Genomic DNA, 2,393 nt, shown 5'->3' with positions numbered 1-2,393 from the left:
CGTTCTGGATCGGAACTACTAGGGGTTTTGACACGCCATGACTTGGCTAGCCCTGTTGTTAGTGCCTATCTGCTGGCAAGAATTCTGGGGCTTGAGCAGGGTTTGCGCCGCCTTTATGGTTCCTTTTCTCACATCCCCCTACCAGATGAACCAGAGGAACCTGATCCATCTGGTGAGGCAGGCGGCTGGTCGTTAGCCACGTTGTTAAACAAAGTGGAATCTTTGCCTAGCTTATTGAAGGCCCTTGACCATAAAAGCCGAAATAGCTTTCATAGCGCAACAAGTGGAATGATTAGGTTGCGCAACCACCTAGCCCATGGTCGCAGCATACTTACGCTTTCAAGTCGCCCAGTAGAAGCGGTGGAGCGTATTAATAACTTAGATCTATTGATCACAAAAATTAGGCAACTCCTTGAAGAACGTGAGAATTTATGGGAGGTTTTTGCCGCTACTGAGATCATTGGCCTAGAAAACAGCACTTTGATTTTGGCAGGTAAAGGTGCGGCAGCGCTGCCACTTCCACCACCAATTCATGTGATTACAGCCCAGAACCCCCATGAGCGGGTCTTGACGGATATTGTGAACAACAAGCGCCATCAATTGCTTCATAACTACTTAAAGATGCGCTTTCCTAAAGCAGAATTAGTTGAAGTTATCGGTAAGTCTTGTAGTGGGCCATGGGCAGAAACTGGTTGGGCGATAAGTGGCTTATCGCGTTTAGATGCATTGGCAATTGCTTACCGTTTTCAACAAAGAGCGATTTTTGAGCTCACTAAAGATGACGTGATCGTTATTGGAGCAGATGCTGTTATTCGCAGAACTATTCCACGCTTGCGTTAATTCATTCCCACATACCACTGATACTACCAAGCAACCACATGCAAAAACCGATTGCTATCCATTCATAGAACATCACCACAATCCATATTAAACCAGCCAGCAAAAGAAGGGCGCCAAATCCCTTTGCAATTATTAACCAATCTTCTCGATTAAAGCCATCTAAATCAAGTGAATTTTCGGTACATTTAGCGGTTGATGTTGTTATTATTGTTGCTTTATGAGCCCTAATGAATTCACCTTTTTTGTTGAACGGCATTAGTTTTCCTTAGGAATCCCAACCACAGGTAGTACATTTCTGCATGTATTCAACTTGAATCGAGTTTGTAACTTGAAGTGGATGCGAAAAAATTTCAGCTGCATCTCCGCCAAGCTGATGATCATTACTGTTGCAAACCAACGTGTACTGGCTTAAGTGGCCTAACAACCTTTTTATGTAGCAAGGGTTGTTGCGGTTGAGCAGATCAATTGCCAATTTCAATGCCACCTGGACCACGTAGCTAATATCGATTGCAATACCTGGTTGGAAGTTGATTTGCTCAGATTTGGTTTCGTTGCTGTAGTAGCGGCGCTTTTCTTTAGTCTGTTTTGCTAGATCAACATTTAGTTTCCCGAACGCGCAGCCATAGCAGGGCATTGGCGCTTCTGGATACCAATAAAAAATCTCACCTGCGAATGCTCGCTCCCATAAACCAATTGACAAAAATGCCAGATTTAATTGCACAGCTAGTTGGGCTCCATAGCGATCAGCGCGGCGACTATCGGCTGCAGCTAACAGCAATGCCGGCTGATTTTTGCTCTGGCTGTTAACTGAATTACTGAAATTTTTAATTACAACTGGATCCAAACGCTCAATTGTTGCGTTGTGCACTTGCACCTCTGCCAACGGGTTGATAAGCCGGATTCGATCGGCAACAGCCTGGGCTTTATATCGGCCAACATCTGCTAGGCCGCACTGATGTCGGCAGAGATTTTCAATCGAGAGGATATCGTCATCAATCAGCAAGAAGCGCCCCACGCCGCTACGAGCTAAATCAAGCGCTGCCAGGCTGCCTACCGAACCGCAGCCACAAACGATCACACCACACTCGCGCATTGCTGCCGTTTCCAATAGGCCGGCATTACGTGAACTCAAGTCCACATCTAGGTTGTAAGCTCGCGCTTCACAAGAACGACCATTAGCGCTGAACCTCCATCCACCTTGGTGTGGTGTGGCCTGCAGCCCCAATGATTTGTTACCACTGGTGAGATTTATGCATCCAGCTACGGGTTTGTTTGCTTGCAGCACAAGTACGTGGCCAGTTTCGGGGTGGTAGAAACCATGCAAATCAGTATCTATATCTGATATGGCAAGATCCGCCGGAAACCTAACCACCAGCGATAGAGCCTTAGCGTCAGCAGCCATGATTCACCTCCAGTAGGTGATCACTGAATTGAGTGGCGTTAAGACGCAGCCCATCATCACGTAAGGCGGTAATTAGCCCGCTACGACAAAGTGCCAGCTCCCAGAGTTCACGGCAAGGCCCACGCTGTTCAACTAGCGCTAGTTGCAAACA

At 46.8% G+C, this 2,393-nt stretch carries 3 protein-coding genes; 1 reads left to right on the top strand and 2 read right to left on the bottom strand.

Annotated features, from left to right (window positions below):
- On the top strand, window positions 1–840 hold an 840-nt coding region (locus tag KB557_RS10735; protein WP_255134074.1), incomplete at its 5' end, for a DUF3293 domain-containing protein.
- A 1-nt stretch (window position 841) separates the two neighbouring features.
- Here KB557_RS10735 and KB557_RS10730 read toward each other — a convergent pair.
- Together KB557_RS10730 and KB557_RS10725 are read right to left on the bottom strand one after the other, a co-directional pair.
- Window positions 842–1,096, bottom strand: coding sequence for a hypothetical protein (locus tag KB557_RS10730; RefSeq protein ID WP_255134072.1), 255 nt, complete (start codon window positions 1,094–1,096; stop codon window positions 842–844).
- 9 nt (window positions 1,097–1,105) lie between these two features.
- Window positions 1,106–2,212: a ThiF family adenylyltransferase gene (locus tag KB557_RS10725; RefSeq protein ID WP_255134070.1), complete on the bottom strand. Its 1,107-nt coding sequence runs from the start codon at window positions 2,210–2,212 to the stop codon at window positions 1,106–1,108.
- Window positions 2,213–2,393 lie beyond the last annotated feature (181 nt).

It is taken from the genome of Synechococcus sp. Cruz CV12-2-Slac-r (genome assembly GCF_024346075.1).
Lineage (GTDB): Bacteria > Cyanobacteriota > Cyanobacteriia > PCC-6307 > Cyanobiaceae > Synechococcus_D.
The sequence above is the reverse complement of the archived record's forward strand: the minus strand, read 5'-3'. Positions and strand labels throughout refer to the sequence as shown.